This is a genomic window from Thauera butanivorans NBRC 103042 (assembly GCF_001591165.1).
Lineage (GTDB): Bacteria > Pseudomonadota > Gammaproteobacteria > Burkholderiales > Rhodocyclaceae > Thauera > Thauera butanivorans.
On the sequence record NZ_BCUG01000035.1, the window covers coordinates 26,747 to 46,535 of the forward strand.

Genomic DNA, 19,789 nt, shown 5'->3' on the forward strand with positions numbered 1-19,789 from the left:
CCCGGCACGAGCGTCGCGGCCGCCCGCTGCGCGGCCGGCACCCCTGCCCCCGATGCGCGGCCTCAGGCCGGTCCGGTCGGCGTCAGGATGACGATCCCGAACGGCCGATCGGTCTGCGACTGGAAGTAGCCCCAGGTGGGAAACAGCGCCACCAGGCGGGGCCACAGCGCCTTGCGCTCCTCGGGCGAGGCATCGCGCGCGATCGCGCTCATGCGCCTGCGGTCGCACTGCACCCAGCATTGCGGGGTGGCGCTGACGTTCAGATACCAGGCCGGCGGCGCGTCGTAGCCCGCCAGCGAAGCGACGACGACCATGTTGTCGCCGTCCTGCAGGAAGACCAGCGGCGTGGTGCGCTTGTCGCCGGACTTGCGCCCGACCATCGTCAACAGCAGGGTGGGCAGCCCGGAAGGCGAGCCCTCGCCGGTCGACCATCCGTCCGGGTTGGCGAGATAGCGCGCCACGTCCGCCTTGGCATCGCCGCGGATGCGCTCGAGCGAGGCGGTTGCGGCCTTGAGGCCTTCCCAGTCTTCATCGGACATGTAGTCCGGCTTGACCATATTGTCGCGATCGTGTGTTGCCATGATTCCCCGGCCTCCGGCAGATTGAAGAAATGACCCGGCACACAGTCTAGTGCCGGCCTTTCCGACGCTCCGGCCTCCAGGCATCTCCGATGCGGTCTTTGCGGTGCCAATTCAGGACACCGCCTTCAGCGCCACGATGGCCGCCGGCGCCTCGTCCGGATCGGCAATGCATGCGCTGGCCTCAGGCGGCCTCGCCCCGCACCTCGGAGAGGGTCTGCCCGGTCCAGCCCTTGAAGGCGCGGCGGAAGTTGCTGACGCTGCTGTAGCCGAGCAGGAAGCCGATCTCCTTGGGCGTGAGCGCGGTGTGCCTGAGGTACTGGATGGCGAGCTCCTGGCGCGTCTGGTCGAGGATCTGCTGGTAGCTCACCTTCTCCTCGACCAGGCGCCGGCGAAGGGTTCGCGCCCCCATCTTCAGGCGAGCGGCCATTTCCTCCAGGGTGGGGAAATTGCCCGGGTTGTTGACCAGGAAGTTGCGGATCGTCTCGGCGAGCACGGCCTTGTCGCGATGCTTGACCGCCAGCAGCTCGCAGTTGCGCGCGCACAGCTTGAAGACTTCGTCGTTGGCCAGGCTGATCGGATCCTGCAGCAGCTTGATGTCGAAGACGACGATGTTGCGCGGCTGGTTGAAATAGATCGGGCAGTTGAAGCGCCGCATGTAGCACGAGATGTCGGCCGGCTGCGGATAGGTCAGGTGCAGCTCCAGCACCGGGAACGGCCTGTTGGTCAGCGCCGAGGCGAGCTCGATGGTCTGGCTGACGAATTCCTCGATGCCGAAGCGGAGCACGTCGCCGAGCCGGTGGACGTCCTGGATCTCGGAGAACCAGCGGCCGTTGGCGATGTGGTTGCGGGACAGGAAGACATGCTGCTCGTTGAGGTCGCGGTAGCGGTCGTAGAGCTCGCGCGAAACCTTCAGCGTCGGCGCGCTGAGCGCGGCATAGCCGAGGATGCCGAGATCGCTGATCTTGAACTCCTGCCCCAGGCTGATGCCCAGATGAGGGTCGCCGGTGAGCTGCATCATGTTGAGGATGATCTGGCGATACTGCGGCGGCGACGGCCGCCCGTGCGGATCGTCCAGGCGTTCGGGCTTCAGCCCGGTCCCCTCCAGCACCTGGTCCGCCATGAAGCCGCGGCGGTGCATGCGTTCGAGGTAGAAATCGATCTTGCTCTTGGGTTTCAGGTCGTGCATGGCTGCTCCTCCCTTGCTCCGGCCGGGCGCCGGCTCCCGGCGCTCGCGGCATGGCCACATTTGATCAGGCGGCCGCGCCCGGCACATCACCCGATCGAATTAAATCCGGCCCGTGCCGGTCCGGTTTGCAGGCGCCGGTGCCGCTTCCCGGACGGCCGCCCGGTTTAATTCGTTGAGGTGATGCGCGCCCGCCAGCGCCGTGCAAAAGTTCCCGCCAATGCGGCCCCGGATGGCATCCGGCCGCTTCACGTACGGCACACGGGGACTGCGGCCATGAATGAACTCCAGCAGATCAGCAGCGCCTTCGCCGATGCCGACGCGCGCGGCGAAGCCACCGCCCTCGCCACCGTCGTCGCCATCGAGGGTTCGGCCTATCGCCAGCCGGGGGCGCGGATGCTGGTTGCGGACGAAGGCCAGCGCCTGGGCTCGGTGAGCGGAGGCTGCCTCGAGCGCGACGTCGTCCGCCATGCCTGCCGCAGCATCGCCAGCGGCCAGCCGGTGCTGCGCCTGTACGATTCGCTCGACGAAGACCTCGCCGAAGGCTTCGCGCTCGGCTGCAACGGCGCGGTGCTGGTGCTGGTCGAGCCGGCCGGAGCCAATGTCCGGCACCAGATGGCCTTCCTCGACGACTGCCTGGGGCAGCGCCGCCGCGGCGCGGTCGCCACCGTCTATGCCACGCCGGCCCCCTCCACCGCCGAACTCGGCGCGCGCGTATCCCAGCTCGAAGGCGGCGAGGCGCGCGCCTCGGGCCTGCCCTCCGGCCCGCTGCGCGCGGCGCTCGAAGCCGCCGTCGCCGACGCCCTGCAGCGCGGCCACGGCGGTAACTGCTCGCTGCCGACCGATGCCGGCCCGGTATCCGCCCTGATCGAAGTCGTCACACCGCCGCTGCGGGTCATGGTGTTCGGCGCCGGCCTGGACGTGGTACCGCTGGTCGATTTCGGCCGCCAACTGGGCTGGAGCATGCAGGTGGTGGCCAGCGCCGGCGGCTTCGGCACGCGCCAGCGCTTCCGCGGCGCCGACGCGCTGCACATCGGCCCACCGGACGAAGCGGTCGCCGCCCTCAGGCCCGACGGCGACACCGTCGCCCTGCTGATGAGCCACAACTTTCCGCTCGACGTCGCCGCCTTTCGCGCCCTCGTGCCGTGCCGGCCGCGCTACATCGGCCTGCTCGGGCCGCGCCACCGTGCCCGGCGCCTGCTCGACGAGGCCCAGGCCCAGGGTGCGGTCATGGACGAGGCCTTGCGCGCGCGCATCTTCGGCCCGGTCGGGCTCGACATCGGCGCCGAGACGCCCGCCGAGGTCGCGCTCGCCATCGCCGCCGAAATCAACGCCACGCTCAGGCAGCGCGGCGGCGCATCGGCACGGCTGCGCCAGGGGCCGCTGCATGTCCCTTGCCCCCCGGTGCAGGATCTGCGCGCCGCCGGCCATGCCGCAGCGGACGCGGTCTGCGCGCTGGCCTGAAACCCCGACCCCGGCCTCGAGCCCATCCCCGGCCGCCGTCCGGGTCCGTTGCCGCCAGGCGCTTCATCCCAACTTGCATTCGACAAGCAAACGATGGCCGCTCAGCGAGCGGGGCTGATCGAACAATGTCCATGCTTTCCAACGCGGATGGGTATCAGTCCATGCGCGCGATGACTTCCTCGCCGAAACGGCGGACGGCGTCGAGCTGCGCGGGAAGATCCTCTGCCGCCACCTGCGCGTTCCACGGCACCGTACCGGCGTGAGTCACGCCGATGTCGCGCAGGCGGCGGAAATCGTCGAGCGTGCGGGCGCTGAAATCGATGCCGTGGATCTCGTAGTCCTCGCGCGCCAGGGTTCCGAATTCGGCGCGGAAGGCATTGAGCTGGTCGATCAGGGATTTCAGGGTGTCGACGTCGGTGTTGGCCGACGCCCAGCCGTCGCCCAGCCTGGCCGCACGCCGCAGCGCCGGCTTGCTGTGGCCGCCCACCAGGATGGGCACCGGCTGCTGCGGCACCGGCCGCATGCGCAGCGGACCGAAATCGAAGTGCCTGCCGTGATGCTCGAAGAACTCCCCGCTCATCGCCCCGCGCAGGATCTCGATGCACTCATCCATGATCTCGCCGCGCTTGTCGAAATCGACCCCGTTGTAGACGAAATCCTCCCGCCACGGGCTCAGGCCCGCGCCGAGGCTGATGCGCCCGCCCGACATCACCGCCGCCGACGTCAAGGACTTGGCGAGGATCAGCGGCTGGCGCACTGGCACCTTGAGCACGCCGGGGTAGAAGCGCAGCCGGGTGGTCACGGCCGCCATCGACGCCATGGCGACGAAAGGCTCGATGAACTCCGAGTGCTCGAGGTAGCCCCGGATCGCATCGGTTTCGGCATAGGGATAATCCGATTCCGTGGCGCGCGGGAAGAACAGGCTGTCGGGCATGGACAGGCTGTGCCAGCCGGCCTTCTCGGCCGCGCGCGCCAGGTCCAGGTAATTGCGGTAATGGGTGAAACCGAGTTGCAGAACGAACTTCATGGGCGGGCTCCCGATCGCAGGCGGTAAATCGGCGCTGCCCCCCGCGTCCGACCTTGCCGGACCCGGAACGGAGCAGCATGGTCATCGTGGATCCGATGCTAGCGCCGAAGGCAGTTTCGGCCTTCACCCAAGTGGGTGATGCATCCCCCTGCCCATGCCGGTAACGTGGCCATGACCTTCCAAATGCGAACGAGGAGCCGAGCATGGCCCTGGAAATCAAGGAAAGCTTCGAAGTAGCCGCGCCGGTCGACGCCGTCTGGGCATTCCTGAACGACCCGCACAACGTCGTCTCCTGCATGCCGGGCGCAAGCCTGAAGGAGATCGTCGACGACGCGCAGTTCATCGGCTCGGTCAAGCTCAGGATCGGCGCCGTCAGCGCGCAGTACCAGGGCACGATCACCTACGTCGAGCGCGACGCCGCCGGCCGCGTGGTGAAGATGCTCGCAGCCGGCAACGAGCGCGGCGGCGGCACCGTCAGCGGCACGATCCTCACCCGCCTCGAGCCCCAGGGCGGCGGCTCGACCCGCGTCAGCTGCGAATCGAGCATCGATCTCACCGGCAAGATCATCCAGGTCGGCCGCGGCATGATCGAGGGCGTTTCGGCGCAGATCATCAAGCAGTACGTCGGCAACGTGCGCAAGCTGCTCGAAGCCCCCGGCGCGCAGGCTGCGGCCGATGGCGCGCCCGCGGCTGCCGGCGCAGCGCCGGCCAGCCCCCCACAGGCCGCGAAGGAAGAGTCCATCAACGTGCTCGCCGTGGTGTTCAAGGTCATCGTCGACCGCATCACCGCCTTCTTCCGCCGCCTCGCCGGGCGCGCCTGAACGCCGGCGGGCCCTGGCTGCCTCCCCTCGCCTGCAAGGATGGCCGGCATGTCCGCGCAAGCCCCCTGCCTCTCCCAGCAAGCGCTGGCCGGACTCGCGCTGGCATCCGCCTACGCGAGCGCGCACTCGCCCTTCGACGAGCCTCACTGCCTGCTGGTCGCGCTCGACGACGGCCCGCCCTGCGCGCCCGCGCAACTGCCCCGCCTGGCGCAATGGCTGCGCGCGCAGGCCTGCCCGGTGATCGGCATCGGCACCCGGCCGGGCGGCATCGCCGCCGCCTGCGACACCGTCCTCTCCGATCCGGCCGACGCCGCCACGCTGATCGCCAACATCGGCCGGGCGCCGATCGCCGCGATGACGCTGGTACAGGTGCTGCGCGCCACCCGGGAGATGCCGGCGGCGGACGCGCTGACGGTCGAATCGCTCGCCTACTCGATGCTGCAGGCCGGCCCGGAATTCCGCCGCTGGTCCGCGGAGCATCCGCCGTCGGCGGGCAGTATCCCGACCGACCCCGGCCCGGCGGTGGAGATCGAACGCGACGGCAGCACCCTGCGGCTGCAGCTCAACCGCCCGTCGAGCCGCAACGCGATGACGATCGAGATGCGCGATGCGCTGGTCGAAGCCTTCGACCTCGCCGCGACGGACGACAGCATCGCCGCCATCGAGCTGCGCGCACGCGGCGCCTGCTTCTCCACCGGCGGCGCGCTGGAAGAGTTCGGCACCGCCGCCGACCCGGCCAGCGCGCACGCGGTCCGCAGCCTGCGCCTGCCGGCCGCGGCCCTGCTGCGCAGCCGGGCCGCCACGCACGTCCACGTCCATGGCGCCTGCATCGGCTCGGGCATCGAGCTGCCCGCCTTCGCCCGGCGGCTGACGGCGAGCCCGGGGGCCTTCTTCCAGTTGCCCGAGATCCGCTTCGGACTGATCCCCGGCGCCGGCGGCTGCGTCAGCATCGCGCGGCGCATCGGCTCTCAGCGCACAGCCTTCCTTGCGCTGTCGGCGCGCCGCATCAACACCGCGACCGCGCTCGAATGGGGGTTGGTGGACGCCATCGTCCCACCGGCCGGCTAGCTAGTCGTATTTGTTGCTTGGTGCCTATCAACTGTCAGGGTTTCAGGCCGAACCGGTGCTGCCGTAGCAACTGCCGCGTTGCTCCAGGATGGCATCCCGATCAGCGCTGCAAGAGTTGGACTGCCGATGGCCGAAATTACGCAATATGGGTTCCAGTCGATCAAAATCATTGATGACCCAGTCCGGCTGACTACTCAAGGACTCCAGTCTGCTGTAGCCAAAACTCACGAAAACGGACCGCACTCCTGAGTTTCGAGCAGCGCACACATCATTTTCGGTATCGCCGATCATCACGCAGGCATCCGGGGGCAGCCCCAGTCGCCCGACGATCCACTCAATCGGCCCTGGATGCGGCTTGCGATGCGGCAAAGAATCCCCATAAACCAAAAATCGAAAGTACCGAGTCAGGTCCAGGCCATCCAGTACCGCCTTGGCCAGAACTCCTGCCTTGTTGGTGCAAATGGCAAGGTCCAAGTCTCGTGCTTTAGCGTATTCCAGCATGGGAATCACGCCAGGAAAAACCCTGGTCTCATGAATGGGTGCGGAAAGGTATGCTTGGAAATAGCTTTCCTGCAATTGGGCGGCTCTTTCCGAGTCGACTTCACGTCTGGCTTTCTTCAATGCGTATTCCACCAGGGCCGTGCCGCCTTCGCCTACACGATCAGCAATCTCTGAAATTGTCAGCGGCGCAAGGCTATGGCGCACCAAAGCGCAGTTGATCGCTTTCGCAATCCCGCCAATCGTGTCGACCAGTGTGCCATCCAGATCAAAAATCAGCGCTCTTATCGGGGAGGTCACGGCTATGCTCTCATCCGGCGCATCTGGAGAGAGAAGGGTAGCTGTAAAGCCTCCTGAGGTGGTTCTTTGACTTTTCATCAATCAACCCTCACGGAACCATGAGAGACGAGGCCACTTCATCAATCGAACGAGCCCCGCCATGACGACCAAGATAGGAAGAATGGCGTACAGATTGAGCGTTTGCCAGCCCAGCGCATTGACCATCGCACCGGAGAACAAGGTCGCGGCCGTGACGCCCAAGAATACGAGCGTATCATTCAGGGCCTGAACGCGGGCGGCCTCTTCCTTGCGACAGTTCTCGGTCAGCAGGGCTGTGGCACCAACGTAGAGAAAATTCCAACCGATCCCCAGCAGAATCAGCGCGGCCTCAAAGTGGGCCAGCTCGATCCCCGTCAGGCTGACCGCAATGCTCCCGAGACTCAACAGACAACCCAATAGCATGACCGGCATGATGCCAATTCTCTGAATGAGCGCTCCAGTGAAAAATGAGGGCGCAAACATGGCGATCACGTGCCACTGAATGACTTGGGCGGTCTGGGCGAAACTGAGCCGTGAACACATCATGGCTAGTGGCGTGGCGGTCATCAGGAGATTCATCACAGCATAGCCAACAACCCCTCCCAAAATGGCCATGGCCAACTTGGGATTACTGGCAATTTCAGACCATGACCGCCGTGCCTGCTTGTTTTCCGCCTTCACCATCGGCGGCAGGCTGAGGCCTGCCGCGAACATGGCCCCCAACAACGCCACGCCGGTCAATGAAAGAAAGCTGGCGTAGAAGGCTGGCTCGAGAGCGTCCTTAGTCCACCGAGCAAGCATCGGTCCGGCCACAGCGGCAAGGAGCCCGCCAGTCAGCGTCCACGAGATAGCCAGATTTTTTCTGCTCGGAACCACCGAATCGACTGCCGCGAACCGGTAATACTGGCCGACTGCACCAAAGGCGCCGATCAAGAACCCGGCCGCTGCGAACAAGGTGAAACTGCCAATCCGCACGCCGAATGCAGCGCATGCCAAGCCGATCGCACCAACCAAAGCTCCAGCACAAAAGATGAAGCGGCGCCCAAAACGTTCCATAAGCCTGGCTACCGGATAGAGCATCACCATAGTCCCCAGGTACTGGATACCCAGTGGCACGGTAGCGTAGTCCGGTGACGAGAGTTGAGCCCCCACCAGGGCCGACGATGAGAGCACGAGGCTGATCGTGGTCATCATCGCCGCCTGGGAGAGCGCCAACAGAAAAATGTTACGGTTCATACGCTGGGCTTCGACGGTTCGTAGAATTGCGTCAGCCCCTTCTCATCGATCACCCGGGTGAAGGATGGATTACCGATAACGGTTATCTCGTGACGAATTTCCATCCGCTCGGCATCGTCATTGTCGCCCGACACCAGGACCGCAATGCCATGGTAAGGGAGGAGACGGGAGCCCAGTTTGTATTCCGGATACAGGCGAAGGCCCAATACCGGGATTTTTTTTGCGTGGATCGTAGCCCGAATGGCATTCGGGAAATGACGTTTCTCCCAGTTCGTATCAGCAGCAGCAGCCTTCAAGGCCCGGTACTCTGCAAGCGCCAAGGTGGCACTGTCATCGAGTTGAGCCAGGGAAATGCCGGAGTCGGCACAAAACAGAGCCGCCAACTGTTGTTCGTAGGAGAATCCCATACGCCGGGAATTGAGCGTGGCGCGCATGCTGGCATGCCAGCGCTGGTATTCATCCACAGGCAGATCATGCGACAGCGGATCGGCCAGGAACTTGGCGCACCAAATCTCGAAGCGTTCGTGGAAAAACTGGTTGTAGTAGGAAAGATAGTCGGAGATGTCGTGAATCTTGATGGTCTCCGCTATCTGCAGATCTTCGGTCCGCCGACGCAATTGAACCAGATAATTCTGTGCCTCTACTGACGTAACCCCCAGCGGCAACGCATAGAACGTGCTATCGCTGATCACATGAAAGGTGGCTCCTGGCGGGTAGATATTCGCGATGTGGCGGGCAATGTTATCCATGTGGAGCAGTGATACATCATCCGCGGTGGTTACCTCTGTGGGCTGCACCCGCTTGGTCGGATTGCTGATTACGCAGAATGCGAGGATCAGAATTTCGATCGGAGCACCTTTCTCGCAAGCCTCCGTAACCACCTGACGCCACTGGTCGCATTCGCGGAATTTCTTTCGTGAATTGAACTGGAAGGCGTTGTGATTCAGAAGCTCGATGATCCGCGATGGTAGATCAAGTGTCTTGGTTCGCTCCAAGAACGCATCCATATCGAAGTGGGGTGAGATGCTGAGGCGCCGAATCCGGGCATCATCACTAGGCCCGTAGGTACGCTGCGGCTGCCACTGCGAGCGAGGATCGTTCTTCGGCCAGACAAACTCGTGCCCGATCTGGGACCGAGAGATGATCTCCCCACTCAACCCGACCGGAAGCTGCTGATTGGCAGCGGATGCAGGTACAGACAGCGGTTCGGACATCAACATGGTTTCCTCCTTGTGTTGTGAATGGTTGCCATTGACATGTTGCGCAGATAAGCTAGAGTGAAAAAGACATAGTTCCCTCGTTTTCTGCCATGGCACGCAAGCTGGTTTTTGTCGTATTCCCCAATTTTCAGTTGCTGGATGTGGCCGGTCCGATCGCCGCTTTCGAGATGGCCAACCGGATGGAGCCAAGAACGTATGAGCTGACTTTGGCCAGCCAGAAAGGAGGTGCGGTGGAGAGTTCGGCCGGTACCACACTGCTCGCCATACCGTTTGCCCAAGTGTTCGATGCGGACACCGTAATCGCCGTCGGTGGCGAAGGTGTCATCGACGCAGCATCCTGTACGGAGATGCTGGATTTCATCCACGATCTGTCACGGAAAGCGCGGCGCACGGCGAGCGTCTGTTCGGGTGCCTATCTGCTCGCCTCGGCCGGCTTGCTCAATGGACGGAAGGCGACAACGCACTGGCGGCGTAGCGCCGACTTCAGACGCCGCTTTCCCGACGTATCCCTCGATGAGGATCGCATCTATGTGAATGACGGTACTCTATGGACCTCGGCGGGAATCAGTGCAGGAATCGATCTCTCCCTAGCCTTGATTGCCGACGACGTGGGCGAGCAGATCGCCCGTCAGGTTGCCCACCAACTCGTAGTGTATTACCGTCGCCCAGGTGGGCAATCCCAGTATTCCGCGTTGTTGAAAATGGGCATGGGGGATGGTCGCTTCGCCGGCCTACTCGATTACATCCGTAGCAATCTGGACAAACCGCTGACGGTCGGCGATCTCGCGGACCAGGCGTGCATGAGTCCAAGACATTTTGCCCGATGCTTCACTTCGGAGATCGGCACAACCCCGGCCCGGGCCGTCGAGCGGTTAAGGGTCGATGCCGCGAGCGCCGCATTGGAAAGCGGCAACGGCTCGGTACAGGTTGTGGCGCGCCAATGTGGCTTCACGGACGTCGAGCGAATGCGACGTGCCTTTATCCGCCTCAAAGGAGTCCCTCCTTCGGCCGTAAAACGCCATTTCCGCTAACGCATGCGAGATCGAATTCAGTTGATCACTGATCGCTTCGGCTTGACCGGCCCGAATCGCCCTTTAGCAGTCGGCTCCAATACATTTCAGTCAACCGCCGCTCCCGCGCAGGCGGGAACCCGGAGATGTACCGTATCCTGGATTCCCGCCTGCGCGGGAATGACATTCTTGACTGCTTGCGGTCTTCACTGAGCAGTATTGCGGCTAGACCGCGTGCAGCACCCGCCCGCAGCCGACGGTAAGCCGTACACGTACCGCAGCCAGGTCTTCGAACAAGCCCTCCCACGGCCGGTCCAGCACGCACAGGTCGGCCACCGCGCCGGCCGCCAGCGACCGGCATGGCCCTCCGGGATGCAGAGGATGCGAGCCGTACAGGCGCAGCACGGCCGCCGGATCGAGCGCCTCGTCCGCGCCGAGCACGCGGCCGGCCCGGCTCGTTCGCCGCAGCGCGGCGTCCATCGCCCGCCAGGGATCGATGTCGCCATAGGGGGCGTCCGACCCCGCGCCGAGCGGCACTCCGGCGATGACGAAGCTGCGCGCGCGGTAGAGATGCGCGATGTCCTGCGTCGGCACCGCGGACAGGTAGGCGTCGCCGCGCTCGAACAGGAAATGGGGCTGGGTGACGACGTGCAGCCCGGCCTCGCGGACCAGCGCGACCGCCTCGGGCGAGGCGAGGGAAGCGTGCTCCAGGCGGTCGCCGCGGCGCACGCCGGCGGCCTGCAGAGCGCCCACGGCAAAGACCAGTTCGGCCTGAGTGACGCAATGCACCGCGACCGCTCGGCCGGCGGCGTGGCTTTGCACGATCCGCTCGCGCATCGCGCCGAAGTCCGGCAGCGCCGATTCGCGCAGATGGATCTTGGTCGCCCCCACCGCGAGCCCGGGCCGGCTCCAGGCCGGGTCGAGCCCTGCGCTGCCCATCACCAGCACGTCCTGCAGCAGCCGGCCGCCTGCGCGCTCGCGCGCGAAATGCCGGAATTCGCCGGCGCCGTTGTCCGGGCCGGCGTCGGTCACCCCGGTGATGCCCAGCCGCGCCAGCCGCAGGCTGGCCTCGCCCAGCGCCGGCATGCGCGTGCCGAGCCGCGCCCGCAGCCAGGCATCGGCGCCGTACAGGCGCCCGCTCGGCGTTCCGCCGTGGCGCTCGAAAGGGTCGTCGCCGGCCCCGTCGCCGACGCCGAGGCTGCGCAGGCCCGCCGAATTGAAGATCCACAACTGTCCGCTGCGGTGCTGGATGCGCAGCGGGCGCTCGGGCGCCACGCGGTCGAGCCACCAGCGGTCGATCTCGCCCGCGACCGACTCGTGGTAGCCGACGCCGCGCAGCCAGCCCCCGCCCGCGCGCGCGGCGCGCGTGCCGAGCGCCTGCGCGAGCGCCGCCGCATCGGTCACCTGCGGCGGCCCGCAGGGCACGGAGTCGAGCGCGGCGGCATAGGCGAGCAGGTGCAGATGATGGTCGTGCAGGCCGGGCAGCACCGCCGCGCCGGCGGCATCGAAGACGTCCTCGCCGCGCAGCGGGCGCAAGCCGGGCGAGATGCAGGCGATGCGCCCGCCGTCGATGCGGATGGCCGTGCGCACGCCGGGGCTCAGGCTGGCGCCGGTGATCAGCATGCGAGCAGTTCGGCGAGTGCGGCGTCATCGCCGCCGTGAGGACGTGCCCGCGCTGCGGCAGCCGGCCGCGCCGGGCGGCATCCGGCCAGCCCCGCCGCCAGCGCCTGCGCATGCCAGCGCCGGGCGCGGACGCGCAGCGCCTCGTCGCTCTCCAGGCGTTCCCACGCCGCACAATGGGCGACGACGTCGCGCATTGCCAGCGACACCACGCAGCCGCCGCCTGCCGCATGCGCGGCCCAGGCCGCCAGCGCCGCATGCAGGCCGGTCAGCGGATCGCCGATCGCATCGCCACAGAAAGCCCATGGCCCGCCGGCGCGCGCCAGCATGGTGGACAGCCCGCCCGCCACGCCCGCGTCGTCGCCGAAGGCGACCCAGTTGGCCGCCGGTTCGTGGCGCCCGTAGCCGGTGATGCTGATCCAGCTCAGCGCCGGGTGCGCCGCGACCATCGCCTCGGCGTCGATGCCGAGCTGGCGCAGCGCACGCGGGCGCGAGGAATCGATGACGATGTCCGCCCACTCGATCAGGCGGCGCAGGCGCTCGATGCCTGCCGCGGAAGCGAAATCCACCGCGACGCACCACTTGCCCGCATTGAGCAGGTCGAAGAAGGCCGCATTGCCGGCGCGGGCGCCGTCCGGGCGCCGGGTGCTCTCGACCTTGACCACCTGGGCGCCGAGCTGGTGCAGCAGTTGCCCGCACAGCGGTCCCGCCCACAAAGCGGACAGATCGAGCACGCGCGGCGACCGCCCCTCGCGGCCCGTCTCTGCCCCGGCGCCCCCCCGGCGCACCCGGCACCAGGGCGGGGCCTGAGCGGGCAGCTCGGCCGCGGCGACCGGGAGCCCGAGCAGCCGCGCGCGTTCGAGCGTGGCCTGCGCCGGCTGGGCCGCCACGGCCGCGGCAAGCGCCGGCCAGTCGGCGGCGGCGCGCCCTTCCAGCCAGGCCGGCAGCAGTTCCCAGTCTTCGTCGCGGGCGAGATTCACCGCCAGCATGCCGTCGGCCGCCGCCAGCAGGCGGCAGCTCCCACCGGCCGAGATCCGCCCCCGGCGGCGCAGGCCGAGCAGGGCCGCACGCTGCGCCAGCACGTCTTCCCCGCTACGCCAGGCGGGCGGCAGCTGCGCCCCCAGCGCGCCCAGGGCCTGCAGCACGCCGTTGGCGCAGGCCGACAGCGGTGCCGGCAGCATGCAGCCGGGCTGCTCCGCGGCGCCGGTCAGCCACATCAGCCCGCTGCGGGCCCAGGCGATGGCGGGGTGGGCATCCTGCGCCCCCGCCTGCCGCCCGACCCTGGCCCCCAGCGCCGACAGCAGGCCTTCCGCATAGCGGCTGGCACAGCCTTCGCCGGCGAGCACCAGGCTGCGCCCTGCGAGCAGCCCGTCCGCCTCGCGGCAGGATGCGCCCGGCGCCGGCTCCATGGCGGCTCAGCCCGCGGCGGACAATTCCTCGCGCAGCACGCGGCGCAGGATCTTGCCCATCTCGTTGTAGGGCAGTTGCTGGCGGAAGCAGAGCACGGCGGGGACGCGCGAGGAGCGCAGGCGCTCGCGCACCCAGTCGCGCAGCTCGGCCTCGCCGGCCGTCGCGCCCGGGCCGAGCACCACCACGGCGCCCACGGCTTCGCCCCATTCGGTATCGGGGACGGCCACCACCGCGACATCGGCGATCGCCGGATGCTGGCGCAGCACGTCCTCGATCTCGCCCGGCGAGATGTTCTCGCCGCCGCGGACGATGACGTCGTCGGCACGGCCGTCGAGATAGAGGAAGCCGTACTTGTCCAGGTAGCCGCGATCGCAGGTCGGGAACCAGCCCTTGTCGTCGAGCAGGCTGCCGACGCCCAGGTATTCCCCCGCCACCTGTCCGCCGCGGACGAACACGCTGCCCACTTCCCCCGCGGGCAGCACATTGCCGTCCTCGCCGCGGATCTCGATTTCCACCGCGTCGATCGGGCGGCCTACCGAATGCAGACGCTTGCGCACTTCGGGGTCGGCGCTGTGGAAGCCCTCGCGGTGGCCTTCGGGATCGAGCAGCGCGATCGTCGAGCTGGTCTCGGTCAGGCCATAGGCATTGGTGAAATCGACTGCGGGCCACAGCTGCATCGCGCGCTCGATGACCGGCGCCGGCATCTTGCCGCCGCCGTAGGCGAGCGCGCGCAGAGAGGGCATCGCCGCCTCGGCGCCGGAGCCGTCGATGTATTCGATGATGCGCGCCAGCATCGTCGGCACGACGAAGGCATTGGTCGCCTTTTCGCGGCGGCAGGTCTCGAGCCAGGCCTGGCCGTCGAAGCCGGGCAGCTGCACCATGCGCCGGCAGGCATAGGTCGAGCTCAGGATCGCCGAGATGCCGGCGATGTGGTACGGCGGCACGGCGACGAGCGTGGCGTCGTCCTCGTCCGCGGCGGCGAACTCGACCGTGCCGAGGATGTAGCTCATCAGGTTCTCGTGGCGCAGCACGGCGGCTTTCGGCGCCCCGGTGGTGCCGCTGGTGAAGAGCTGCACCGCCACCGCGGCGGGATCGGCCTGGGCCGGTTCCTCAGCGGCATGCTCGCCGTCGAGGGCCTCGCGCAGGAACTGCTCGCGATCCACCACGGTGAAGCCGTCCGGAACCTCGATCCCTTCGAGCAGCTGCGGGTCGGCGACCAGCCAGGCCGGGGCGATGCGCTGCAGCAGGGCCCGGATCTCGGGCTTGGTGAGGCGGTAGTTCATCGGCACATAGGGCAGGCCGGCGCAAGCCGCGGCATACAGCGCCACCGGTGCGGCAAGGCTGTTGACGTCGAGAAAGCCGACATGCCGGCAGCCGCTCGCGCGGATCCGCGCACCGGCGCGCCGTGCCGCCTCCAGCATGCGGCCGTAAGTGATCGAGCGCTCACCGCAGGTCGCGGCGATCCGCTCCGGATGGCATTCCGCCGCCATTTCCAGCGTCATCAGGACGTTCATGGCTCAGTCCGATGAAGGCAGGGCCTTGGCCTGTTTCACCGCGAGCACCACGCCGTCGATCGACAGGCTGCCCTTGCCGCCTTTCGTGCACAGCAGCTCGAAGCGCTCGGCGGCATCGGTATAGCGCTTGCCGACCAGCGTACCCTGCGCAAACGCCTCGTGCGCCATTGCCGCAGCCGGCTTGTCGGCGCCCATCGGCAGCATCTGCGCACCGCCGCACTCCAGGCACACTTCGTCCGCGACCGCGCGCACGACCATCACCTCGGTATCGCATACCGCGCTTTTCAGGCGCGATCCCGTCTTCAACGTGTTCATCTCTGCATCCTCGAACGATCAAGGGACCGAGCGGGCCAGGCGCCCCTCGCGAATCGGCCGGGCTTCGCCAGCCAGGCCAGTGAAGGGCATTCTGTGCGATGCCGATCGCCTCTTTCAACGGCCCGCCGGAACCCTGTCCCGAATTGCGCCCGAATAGGCCGGATCAGAACTTTGCCCTCGTCCCGGCGGATGGTTTTTCTTTTTATCTTGCCTTCCGGGCGATGCCGCTTCGCACGTCCCTGCGCGCCCGCGACGCCAAGCGCCTCGCTGGCAGTTCCCCATCGGCAGCCGTTGCCACGCCTGGAAACAAGACATGACAGAGCAGACACTTCCCCCGCTGGCGAACCTTCGCGTGATCGAGAGCTCGATCCTCGGGCCGGCCGCGATCACCACAGCCCTCGCCGACCTCGGTGCCGACGTGATCAAGGTCGAGACGCCCGCGGGCGACTACATCCGCGAAATGACCTGGCCGATCATCGAGGGCGTTTCGCTGATGCACTACCACCTCAACCGCGGCAAGAAGAGCATCGCCCTCGATCTCAAGGCCGAAGCCGCGCGCGAGATCTACCGCGAGCTGGTGCGCGGCGCCGACGTCGTCATCGAGGCCTCGCGGCCGGGCGCACTGGCACGCTTCGGCCTCGGCTACGAGGACCTGCGCCGGATCAACCCGAAGATCGTGTTCTGCACCGTGTCGGGCTACGGCATGACCGGCCCCTACAAGGACATGCCCTCGCACGGCATCGCCTACGACACCTGGAGCGGCGTGGTCAAGCCGGCCTACGACGAGGAAGGCTTCTGCTACATCCCGGAGCACGTCGGCATCGGCATCAACGCCGCGCCGCTGTTTGGCGGCCTGGCTGTGCTCGCCGGCGTCATCCGCGCCCGCGAAACCGGCCGGGGCAGCTTCATCGAGCTGGCACAGAGCGACGCCGCCGCCGCCTTCGACTGGTATCGCAGCGAGAGCCACATGGCCTACGCCCGCCCGGAAAACGTCGTCACCGGCAACAAGTCCGACAACTACGTGCGCCGCCCGGTCGCCACCGCGGGCATGAAGGAAGGCGTGCGCTACCAGCTCTACGACAGCGCGGACGGCCATGTGCTGTTCATGGCATCCGAGCAGGCGTTCTGGAAGAACTTCTGCGCCGGCGCCGGCCGCATGGATCTGTTCGAGAAGTGGCCGGGCTCGAAGTATGCCGACCATGCACGCGGCAACCGCGAACTGCAGGCGGTCCTGCGCGACATCTTCCGCTCGCGCACGACCGCCGAATGGCTGGCCTTCGGCGTCGAGTTCAACACGCCGATCGCACCGGTCAACACGCCGGCGAACATCGTGGACGACCCCCAGTTCAAGGACCGCTTCCGCATCCTGCCGCACGAGACGCACGGCGCCGACATGCTCGGCTTCCCGGCCAGGTTCGTCGGCGAGCAGGAAACCGCCCCGGCCCGGGCGCCGACGGTCGGCGAGCACACCGAGGCGGTGCTGCAGCAGGTGCTCGGCTACGAGCCGGCGAAGATCGCCGCGCTGCGCGAAAAAGGTGCCTTCGGCTGAGCCCCGCTGCGCCGGGTCAGGCAATGAAACACCGGCGGCCACATCGGATACCCCTGCGCGGGAGTGCGTCCAATGCGGCCGCATAGAATCGAATCGCAATCGTGCCGGACGCAGGGCGGACCGGCCGAATCGAAAAATCCCGGACACTGGAGGCATCGATACATGGACAGTCCCCTTCACACCCAACTCTGCGACAAGCTCGGCATCGAGTATCCGGTCGTGGCCTTCACCCACTGCAAGGACGTGGCCGTCGCGGTGATCAACGCCGGCGGCTTCGCCGTCCTCGGCGAAGCCCTGCACACGCCCGACCAGATCGCCGCCGACATCAGGTGGATCCGCGAGCGCATCGACGGCAAGCCTTTCGGCATCGACCTGGTGCTGCCTTCCTCGGTGCCGGAAGAGAAGACCGTCGACGAACTGCTGGCGATGATCCCGCAGGCGCAGCGCGACTTCGAGCAGCAGATCAAGCGCAAGTACGACGTCCCCGCGCCCAAGATCGCGCCCGACATCCACCACTGGGGCGGACTCGACCAGAAGCGCGCGCTCGACCAGCTCGAAGTGATCTTCGACGAGCGCGTGCCGGTGTTCGCCTCCGGCCTCGGCTCCCCGGCCTTCCTGCTCGAGCGCGCGCACCAGCTGGGCATGCAGGTCTGGGGCCTGGTGGGCAAGCCGCGCCAGGCCAGGCGCCAGATCGAGGCCGGCACCGACGTCATCATCGCCCAGGGCTACGATGCCGCCGGCCACACCGGCAACATCGGCACCTTCTCGATCGTCCCGCAGGTCGTCGATGCCGCGCGCGGCACCGGCATCCCGGTCATCGCTGCCGGCGGGGTGACGACCGGCCGCCACCTGGCTGCCGCCCTCGCCCTCGGCGCCGACGGCGTATGGACCGGCTCGCTGTGGCTGACCTCGCGCGAATCCGACGTCAACATGCCGCTCAAGGAGCGTCTGCTGGAAGCCGAGACCGAGGACACGATGTACTCGAACTGCATCTCCGGCTACACCATGCGCACCACTCGCTGCCCGTGGCACGACGAATGGATGAGCGAGGCCGCGCCCGAGGTGCTCAAGCCGCCGCTGCAGATGATCCTGTCGTCCGACTACATCCAGGGCTCGCTCGACTACCAGCGCAAGGACCTGATGACCGAAGCAGCCGGCCAGGGCATCCACTACGTCACGGAAATGAAGCCGGCGCGCCAGATCCTGTCCGACATCGTCGAGGAGGCACTCGATGTCTTCGACCGCTTCTCCGCATGAGCCCGCCTTCCGCAGCGGCTTCGAACCCGCGCTGTGCGGCGTCGAGGCCGAATGCGACGGCGGCCGCCCGCTCGCCGGCACGCACCTGGCGGGCCGGCAGGCTTTCAGCGGCCGCCTGACCGGACATTACCGCGACTATGGCCCGTATCCGTGGCGCTGGTATCTGCTGGATTCGCTGACGCGCAAACCCGACGGTTTCGCCGCAAGCGCGGTCTGGTGCGATGCCGAGAGCCTGTACCCGGTGGCGGCTCCGGGCCGGCCGATCGAACAATCCTGCAGAACGGAGTGAAACCATGCGAATCGTGGTGTGTGTGAAGGAAGTGCTGGACCCGGCCGCGGTCAACAACTATGCCCTCGCCGGCGGACTCAGGATGGGGGCGGACGGCCGCCATCCCGACGTCGCCACCATTCCGCGCCTGATCAACGGCTACGACGAGCAGGCCCTGGAAGCTGCCCTGCGCCTGCGCGACGCCGGCGTGGATTGCCGCATCGCCGCGGTCACGATCGGCACCGATCCGGGCGGCATGCTGAAGCATTGCGCGGCGATGGGCGCCGACGAGATCGTCGCCATCGACCCCGGCAGCCTCGAACTGGACGGAGCGGGCGTTGCCGCCGTGCTTGCCGCCTGGATCCACCAGAGCGGCGGCGCCGAACTGGTGCTGTGCGGCCGCCAGGCCTCGGACGACGACCAGGGCGTGGTGCCGCTGCTGCTGGCCGAAGGCCTCGGCCACGCGGTGAGCACCCTCGCCCGCGACCTCGCCTTCGCCGACGGCCTGCTCACCGTCACGCGCGCGACCCCGGAGGGCGACGAAGTGGTGCGCGGCCGCCTGCCGGCAGTCGTCACCGTCAGCAACGAACTCGGCGCCCCCCGCTTCCCGACGGCGAAGGCCAAGATGGCGGCGCGCAAGATGGCGGCAACCGTCGTCGGCATCGCCGACCTGGGGCTGGAGGCGGCGGCCCTGGCGCCGGACATCGTGCTCCAGCGCCAGTACGTGCCGCAGGTCCAGGGCAGTTGCGAGTTCATCAGCGGTTCGCCGGGCGAAATCGCCAAGGCCTTGATGGAGCGTATTCGCGCCGCATGAACCGTACGCCCTATGCTCCCACTTGGGCTATTGTTGCGCGGGGGCTGTTTTTCTGATGGGCAGCAACTCGTCGATGCGGCTGTTGGGCCAGTTCGGCAGCTTTTCCATTGTTTCGGTGAGCCAGTGCATCGGCTCGATGCCGTTGGCGCGCACAGTGGCGAGCAAGGACCGGATGGCCGCGGCGCGCCGGCCCGCGGCCTCGGAGCCGGCGAACAGCCAGTTCTTCTTGCCCAACGCGATCGGGCGGATGGCATTTTCGATCGGGTTGTTGTCGATGGGCAGGTCGCCGCGTGTGGCGTAGCGCGCGAGCGCCGGCCAGCGTTTGAGACTGTAGTCGAGCGCACGCGCCAGGGCACAGCCGTCGGCGGTCCGCTTGCGGGTGTCGGTCAGCCATTTTTCCAGCGCCTCGAGCCTGGCCCCCGTTGCGGTGCTTCGATGGGCCTGGGGCGGGCGTCGGATCGGCGTGGGCGGTTTGGAGCGTTGCGGCGGTGAGCAGCAGCGGAACGAGGGCGTGCATGTTCAGTTCCAGGGTTGGGTGCGGGTATGGGGCCTGTCAGATGAATTAGGGGCGCCGGTCTCTTGAAACATAAATAAATATGCCATGCGCACTTAAATC

General features: G+C 67.3%; 18 protein-coding genes and 1 pseudogene. 8 read left to right on the top strand and 11 right to left on the bottom strand.

Annotated features, from left to right (window positions below):
- Positions 1 to 62: 62 nt before the first annotated feature.
- Positions 63 to 581 (bottom strand): nitroreductase family deazaflavin-dependent oxidoreductase, encoded by a 519-nt coding sequence (locus TBU01S_RS14575; RefSeq protein ID WP_157659157.1) that lies wholly within the window; start codon positions 579 to 581, stop codon positions 63 to 65.
- Between the two features lie 181 nt (positions 582 to 762).
- Positions 763 to 1,767, bottom strand: coding sequence for an AraC family transcriptional regulator (locus TBU01S_RS14580; protein WP_068637412.1), 1,005 nt, complete (start codon positions 1,765 to 1,767; stop codon positions 763 to 765).
- A 273-nt stretch (positions 1,768 to 2,040) separates the two neighbouring features.
- Here TBU01S_RS14580 and TBU01S_RS14585 point away from each other — a divergent pair, with 273 nt between their 5' ends.
- Positions 2,041 to 3,228 carry an XdhC family protein gene (locus TBU01S_RS14585; protein WP_068637414.1) on the top strand — a complete coding sequence of 396 codons (1,188 nt, stop codon included), beginning with the start codon at positions 2,041 to 2,043 and terminating at the stop codon, positions 3,226 to 3,228.
- A 154-nt stretch (positions 3,229 to 3,382) separates the two neighbouring features.
- On the opposite strand, the gene TBU01S_RS14590 is transcribed toward TBU01S_RS14585, so the two are convergent.
- The gene (locus tag TBU01S_RS14590; protein WP_068637416.1) at positions 3,383 to 4,255 is read right to left on the bottom strand and encodes a TIGR03619 family F420-dependent LLM class oxidoreductase; all 873 of its coding nucleotides are present in this window, start codon (positions 4,253 to 4,255) and stop codon (positions 3,383 to 3,385) included.
- A 203-nt stretch (positions 4,256 to 4,458) separates the two neighbouring features.
- Between TBU01S_RS14590 and TBU01S_RS14595 the strand changes: the two genes are divergently transcribed.
- A complete protein-coding gene (locus TBU01S_RS14595) occupies positions 4,459 to 5,076 on the top strand; it encodes an SRPBCC family protein (protein WP_068637418.1) in 618 nt (205 codons plus the stop codon).
- Positions 5,077 to 5,124: 48 nt separating this feature from the next.
- Positions 5,125 to 6,144: an enoyl-CoA hydratase/isomerase family protein gene (locus TBU01S_RS14600; protein ID WP_068637420.1), complete on the top strand. Its 1,020-nt coding sequence runs from the start codon at positions 5,125 to 5,127 to the stop codon at positions 6,142 to 6,144.
- A 42-nt stretch (positions 6,145 to 6,186) separates the two neighbouring features.
- Here the strand turns inward: TBU01S_RS14600 and TBU01S_RS14605 are convergent, their stop codons facing one another.
- The 3 genes from TBU01S_RS14605 to TBU01S_RS23080 all read right to left on the bottom strand — a co-directional run bounded on the left by TBU01S_RS14605 (position 6,187) and on the right by TBU01S_RS23080 (position 9,410).
- On the bottom strand, positions 6,187 to 6,942 hold the full coding sequence (locus tag TBU01S_RS14605; RefSeq protein ID WP_068637422.1) for an HAD-IA family hydrolase: 756 nt from the start codon (positions 6,940 to 6,942) through the stop codon (positions 6,187 to 6,189).
- Positions 6,943 to 7,023: 81 nt separating this feature from the next.
- Positions 7,024 to 8,196, bottom strand: a complete 1,173-nt coding sequence (locus tag TBU01S_RS14610) for an MFS transporter (RefSeq protein ID WP_068637424.1) — start codon at positions 8,194 to 8,196, stop codon at positions 7,024 to 7,026.
- Entirely contained in the window at positions 8,193 to 9,410 is a 1,218-nt protein-coding gene (locus TBU01S_RS23080) for an L-tyrosine/L-tryptophan isonitrile synthase family protein (protein WP_157659158.1), read from the bottom strand. The genes TBU01S_RS14610 and TBU01S_RS23080 overlap by 4 nt, the downstream gene beginning before the upstream one ends.
- Positions 9,411 to 9,505: 95 nt before the next feature.
- On the opposite strand from TBU01S_RS23080, the gene TBU01S_RS14620 reads away from it, so the two are divergent.
- A complete protein-coding gene (locus TBU01S_RS14620) occupies positions 9,506 to 10,447 on the top strand; it encodes a GlxA family transcriptional regulator (protein ID WP_068637426.1) in 942 nt (313 codons plus the stop codon).
- A 204-nt stretch (positions 10,448 to 10,651) separates the two neighbouring features.
- On the opposite strand, the gene TBU01S_RS14625 is transcribed toward TBU01S_RS14620, so the two are convergent.
- From TBU01S_RS14625 to TBU01S_RS14640, 4 genes are read right to left on the bottom strand one after another with little or no spacing between them, the layout of a single operon-like run.
- Positions 10,652 to 12,049: an amidohydrolase family protein gene (locus tag TBU01S_RS14625; protein ID WP_068637428.1), complete on the bottom strand. Its 1,398-nt coding sequence runs from the start codon at positions 12,047 to 12,049 to the stop codon at positions 10,652 to 10,654.
- Positions 12,043 to 13,455 carry a CoA transferase gene (locus TBU01S_RS14630; protein ID WP_068637429.1) on the bottom strand — a complete coding sequence of 471 codons (1,413 nt, stop codon included), beginning with the start codon at positions 13,453 to 13,455 and terminating at the stop codon, positions 12,043 to 12,045. The genes TBU01S_RS14625 and TBU01S_RS14630 overlap by 7 nt, the downstream gene beginning before the upstream one ends.
- A 6-nt stretch (positions 13,456 to 13,461) precedes the next feature.
- Positions 13,462 to 14,970, bottom strand: a complete 1,509-nt coding sequence (locus TBU01S_RS14635) for a class I adenylate-forming enzyme family protein (RefSeq protein WP_068637431.1) — start codon at positions 14,968 to 14,970, stop codon at positions 13,462 to 13,464.
- Positions 14,971 to 14,973: 3 nt separating this feature from the next.
- Positions 14,974 to 15,285: a hypothetical protein gene (locus TBU01S_RS14640; RefSeq protein WP_217999628.1), complete on the bottom strand. Its 312-nt coding sequence runs from the start codon at positions 15,283 to 15,285 to the stop codon at positions 14,974 to 14,976.
- Between the two features lie 313 nt (positions 15,286 to 15,598).
- Here TBU01S_RS14640 and TBU01S_RS14645 point away from each other — a divergent pair, with 313 nt between their 5' ends.
- From TBU01S_RS14645 to TBU01S_RS14660, 4 genes are all read left to right on the top strand, one after another.
- On the top strand, positions 15,599 to 16,834 hold the full coding sequence (locus tag TBU01S_RS14645; protein WP_068637433.1) for a CaiB/BaiF CoA transferase family protein: 1,236 nt from the start codon (positions 15,599 to 15,601) through the stop codon (positions 16,832 to 16,834).
- A 162-nt stretch (positions 16,835 to 16,996) separates the two neighbouring features.
- The gene (locus tag TBU01S_RS14650; protein ID WP_068637435.1) at positions 16,997 to 18,091 is read left to right on the top strand and encodes a nitronate monooxygenase; all 1,095 of its coding nucleotides are present in this window, start codon (positions 16,997 to 16,999) and stop codon (positions 18,089 to 18,091) included.
- Positions 18,066 to 18,380, top strand: a complete 315-nt coding sequence (locus TBU01S_RS14655) for a hypothetical protein (protein WP_068637437.1) — start codon at positions 18,066 to 18,068, stop codon at positions 18,378 to 18,380. The genes TBU01S_RS14650 and TBU01S_RS14655 overlap by 26 nt, the downstream gene beginning before the upstream one ends.
- A 4-nt stretch (positions 18,381 to 18,384) precedes the next feature.
- Positions 18,385 to 19,173 (top strand): electron transfer flavoprotein subunit beta/FixA family protein, encoded by a 789-nt coding sequence (locus tag TBU01S_RS14660; protein ID WP_068637439.1) that lies wholly within the window; start codon positions 18,385 to 18,387, stop codon positions 19,171 to 19,173.
- 27 nt (positions 19,174 to 19,200) lie between these two features.
- On the opposite strand, the pseudogene TBU01S_RS23085 reads toward TBU01S_RS14660, so the two are convergent.
- Positions 19,201 to 19,611 (bottom strand): annotated as a pseudogene (locus tag TBU01S_RS23085) (IS66 family transposase); the annotation flags it as partial.
- Positions 19,612 to 19,789 lie beyond the last annotated feature (178 nt).

Excerpts from the sequence above, each read along its gene's own strand:
- TBU01S_RS14600 (WP_068637420.1), top strand. The coding sequence starts at position 5,125 with ATGTCCGCGCAAGCCCCCTGCCTCTCCCAGCAAGCGCTGGCCGGACTC.
- TBU01S_RS14625 (WP_068637428.1), bottom strand. The coding sequence starts at position 12,049 with ATGCTGATCACCGGCGCCAGCCTGAGCCCCGGCGTGCGCACGGCCATC.
- TBU01S_RS14655 (WP_068637437.1), top strand. The coding sequence starts at position 18,066 with ATGTCTTCGACCGCTTCTCCGCATGAGCCCGCCTTCCGCAGCGGCTTC.
- TBU01S_RS14650 (WP_068637435.1), top strand. The coding sequence starts at position 16,997 with ATGGACAGTCCCCTTCACACCCAACTCTGCGACAAGCTCGGCATCGAG.
- TBU01S_RS14585 (WP_068637414.1), top strand. The coding sequence starts at position 2,041 with ATGAATGAACTCCAGCAGATCAGCAGCGCCTTCGCCGATGCCGACGCG.
- TBU01S_RS14610 (WP_068637424.1), bottom strand. The coding sequence starts at position 8,196 with ATGAACCGTAACATTTTTCTGTTGGCGCTCTCCCAGGCGGCGATGATG.
- TBU01S_RS14575 (WP_157659157.1), bottom strand. The coding sequence starts at position 581 with ATGGCAACACACGATCGCGACAATATGGTCAAGCCGGACTACATGTCC.
- TBU01S_RS14590 (WP_068637416.1), bottom strand. The coding sequence starts at position 4,255 with ATGAAGTTCGTTCTGCAACTCGGTTTCACCCATTACCGCAATTACCTG.
- TBU01S_RS14620 (WP_068637426.1), top strand. The coding sequence starts at position 9,506 with ATGGCACGCAAGCTGGTTTTTGTCGTATTCCCCAATTTTCAGTTGCTG.
- TBU01S_RS14635 (WP_068637431.1), bottom strand. The coding sequence starts at position 14,970 with ATGAACGTCCTGATGACGCTGGAAATGGCGGCGGAATGCCATCCGGAG.
- TBU01S_RS14660 (WP_068637439.1), top strand. The coding sequence starts at position 18,385 with ATGCGAATCGTGGTGTGTGTGAAGGAAGTGCTGGACCCGGCCGCGGTC.
- TBU01S_RS14640 (WP_217999628.1), bottom strand. The coding sequence starts at position 15,285 with ATGAACACGTTGAAGACGGGATCGCGCCTGAAAAGCGCGGTATGCGAT.
- TBU01S_RS14580 (WP_068637412.1), bottom strand. The coding sequence starts at position 1,767 with ATGCACGACCTGAAACCCAAGAGCAAGATCGATTTCTACCTCGAACGC.
- TBU01S_RS14595 (WP_068637418.1), top strand. The coding sequence starts at position 4,459 with ATGGCCCTGGAAATCAAGGAAAGCTTCGAAGTAGCCGCGCCGGTCGAC.
- TBU01S_RS14630 (WP_068637429.1), bottom strand. The coding sequence starts at position 13,455 with ATGGAGCCGGCGCCGGGCGCATCCTGCCGCGAGGCGGACGGGCTGCTC.
- TBU01S_RS23080 (WP_157659158.1), bottom strand. The coding sequence starts at position 9,410 with ATGTCCGAACCGCTGTCTGTACCTGCATCCGCTGCCAATCAGCAGCTT.
- TBU01S_RS14645 (WP_068637433.1), top strand. The coding sequence starts at position 15,599 with ATGACAGAGCAGACACTTCCCCCGCTGGCGAACCTTCGCGTGATCGAG.